Annotated in this window: 3 protein-coding genes; 2 read left to right on the top strand and 1 reads right to left on the bottom strand. The window is 72.3% G+C overall.

Features of this window, described 5'->3' with window-relative positions; translation table 11 throughout:
- Positions 1 to 189 precede the first annotated feature (189 nt).
- Positions 190 to 915 carry a dienelactone hydrolase family protein gene (locus ACFVX9_RS27590; protein WP_387984070.1) on the top strand — a complete coding sequence of 242 codons (726 nt, stop codon included), beginning with the start codon at positions 190 to 192 and terminating at the stop codon, positions 913 to 915.
- 400 nt (positions 916 to 1,315) lie between these two features.
- On the opposite strand, the gene ACFVX9_RS27585 is transcribed toward ACFVX9_RS27590, so the two are convergent.
- Positions 1,316 to 1,915, bottom strand: coding sequence for a cysteine hydrolase (locus ACFVX9_RS27585; RefSeq protein WP_387984068.1), 600 nt, complete (start codon positions 1,913 to 1,915; stop codon positions 1,316 to 1,318).
- Between the two features lie 184 nt (positions 1,916 to 2,099).
- On the opposite strand from ACFVX9_RS27585, the gene ACFVX9_RS27580 reads away from it, so the two are divergent.
- Complete coding sequence (locus tag ACFVX9_RS27580; protein ID WP_387984066.1) at positions 2,100 to 3,035, top strand: LysR family transcriptional regulator; 936 nt, start codon at positions 2,100 to 2,102, stop codon at positions 3,033 to 3,035.
- The last annotated feature ends 65 nt before the right edge of the window (positions 3,036 to 3,100 follow it).

Genomic DNA, 3,100 nt, shown 5'->3' with positions numbered 1-3,100 from the left:
GGCGAGCAATAATGCTCGCCATGTTGAGAATCCAGCTCCCTCCTTAGCTCTTGCCTTGGGTTTTGCCCCCCCCCCGTCTCCCCCCCCCCCCCACTGCCGTCGCCGCATCGTCCGAGGTACACCCGCGCCGTTCTGCCGCCGGCGAAAAACCGGCCCGACCGGGCTCGACGCTCACTACAGTCCGGTCCCATGACGACGGTTACCACGCGCACGGTCGAATACCCGGCCGACGGCCTCACGATGATCGGGCACCTCGCGCTCCCGGCCGGTACCGGCCGCCGACCCGCAGTCCTGGTCGGGCCCGAGGGGCCGGGGCTGAACGACTTCCAGCGCCGCCGGGCCGACGCCCTCGCCGAACTCGGCTACGTGGCAATGGCCTTCGACATCAACGGCGGGCGCTGGTTCACCGACCCGCAGGAGATGCTGGCGCACGTCACTCCCCTGCTCGCCGACCCCGACCGGATGCGCGGCATCGGCCACGCGGCGCTCGACGTGCTGCGCGCCGAACCGCGGACCGACCCCGACCGGATCGCCGCCATCGGCTACGGCACCGGCGGCGCGATCGCCCTGGAACTCGGGCGCGCGGGCGTCGACCTGCGCGCGATCGGCACGGTCAACGCCCTGACCACGGGCCGACCGGGCGAGGCGGCGCGCATCCGCGGCCCCGTCTGGGCCGGGGTCGGATCGGAGGACCCGATCATGCCGCCCGCGCAACGGGACGCGTTCGCCGCCGAGATGCAGGCCGCGGGCGTCGACTGGCGCCTCGTGGTCTACGGCGGCGCGCTGCACGCCTTCCACCACCCGACGGTCGGCCACGCCGTGCTCCCCGGCGTCGGCCACCACCCCCGGCACGCTCAGCGCGCCTGGCGCGACATCGTCGCCCTGCTCACCGAGTGCCTGCCCGTAACGGAGTGACCCGGCCGTACCGGCGACGTGCGTCTCGGAACTGCTCGGTCCACCTCCTCTCGTTTTTCGTTCGCCTGGCCACGTTGCCCGACCTGCCGATGTACAGCACCGGATGACCGACTGCCCCCGCGTCCACCCAGACATAGATGCCCGATCCGGTCACCTCGTCCGCGCTCTCCGGCCCGATCGCCGCACGTATCGTGCCGATGTCCATGCACCCCTCCCAGGTCTCACGAAGGACGCCGACTGTACTGATCGGCCCCGGCGTACTGACAGCCGGGGCCGACCGACGTCCCCTGGCCGACCTGCCTGCCCCGACCGCGGCGGGCACCTCGGCGGGGCCACACCGTTGCCGGCGCCCACGACCGTGACCCGCACGAACTCGACTCGACCGGCTCGACGGTTCGAATCAACCGGTCCGGAGCAGGGCGCGCAGCTCGGCGGTGCCGATGATGTGGGCCCGCGAGGGGAGGACCTTCTGCAGCAGGGCGTCGTGGACTTCGGTGTCCGGGTCGGCGACGCCGTCGGACAGGACGTAGAGCCGGTAGTCGCGGTCGGCCGCGTCGAGGACGGTGGACAGGACGACACCGCTGGTACTGACGCCGGAGACGACCAGGGTGGTGATGCCGCGCTCGCGCAGCTGCTGGTCGAGGTCGGTGGTGGACATGCCGCCGAAGCGGGTCTTGCGCACGACGAGGTCGTCGTCCCGGGGGGCCAGGCGCTCGTGGATGGCCGTGGCAGGGTCCTCGTGGTGCATGACGCGGTGTCGGGCCAGCGGGGCGAAGGACTTGTTGGTGGCCGGGATCGCGTCCCAGTCGGCCTCGGTGAAGCCGACGCGTACGTACGCGATGGTGCCGCCGCTGGTGCGGACGTCGGCGATGGCCGCTTCCACACGGTCGAGCAGGGCTTCGCGGTCCCCGCCTTCGGGCAGCAGGGCCAGGATCGCGGGCTGGCAGTCCAGGACGAGCAGAGCGGTGTGCGCGGGGTCAAGTGCGGGGGCGGTACTCACGCGAGTGTTCTCCTTGCTTGGCGGCACCCGGTCGGTGCGGGGACACGATTCGGCGGACCGAAAGCCACTCCCCCCGCACAACCGATCGGCGATCGGAAGCATCAAAGCGCGCCTCATCCCCGGGGATCAAACAACCCCAGGACCATCAACCCACAACCACCAGTTGTACCTATAGAGTGCCGCCATGGACCTCGACACCGTTCGGACCTTCGTCGCCGCCGCCGACGCGGGGCAGTTCCAGGAGGCGGCCGCCGAGCTGGCCGTCACCCAGCAGGCCGTCTCCAAGCGCATCGCCGCGCTGGAGCGCAACCTCGGCGTGCGGTTGTTCACCCGCACCGCGCGCGGGGCCGAGCTCACCATCGACGGGCAGGCGTTCCTGCCCCACGCGCGCGAGCTGCTGCGCGCCGCCGAGCGCGCGGTCGAGTCCGTGCGCCCCGGCCGCCGTCCGCTGCGCGTCGACGTGATCAACTCGCGCGGGGCGGCGTCGGGCCTGATGCGCGGCTTCCACCTCGCGCATCCCGAGATCGACCTCGACGTGATGATGCTGTTCGAGATCGAGACGGCCGTCACCGCCATCCGCTCCGGTGCGATCGACGCGTCCTTCCGCGCCGTCGTCGCGCCCGGCCGGCCCCTTCCCGAGGACATCGAGTCCGTCCGGGTGATCGACGAACCGCTCCAGCTCCTCACCGGTCCCGCCCACGCCCTGGCGGGCGCCCGGTCGGTGACCGTCGCCCAGCTCGCCGGGCACCGGATCTGGATGCCCGGCATCGTCCCCGGTACCGAGTGGGGCGCCTACTACGACGACCTCGTCGCCGAGTTCGGCCTCACCATCGAGGCGACCGGACCCAACTTCGGCTCCGACGCACTCCTCGACACCATCGCCGACACCCCGGCCCTGGCCACCTTCATGGGCGAGCACACCCGCCTCGCCTGGCCCGCCGACCACGGCCTGCGCCGCATCCCGGTGACCAGCCCGACGCCCGTCTACCCGCACTCACTCCTCTGGCACCGCGACAACCCCCACCCAGCCCTCGCCACCCTCCGCACCCACCTCGCCGCCACCACGCCGGGCCACGACGCCCCGGGCACCTGGACACCGGACTGGGTGCGCCCCCACTGAACGTCGCCGCAGTTGGTTCCCACGTCCGGCGTCGGGCGGTGCGGTGGCCGCTCGGGAGCGGGCAC

The organism is Kitasatospora sp. NPDC058243, assembly GCF_042882025.1.
Taxonomy (GTDB): Bacteria; Actinomycetota; Actinomycetes; order Streptomycetales; family Streptomycetaceae; genus Kitasatospora.
This window is presented reverse-complemented; position numbering and strand designations above follow the sequence as displayed.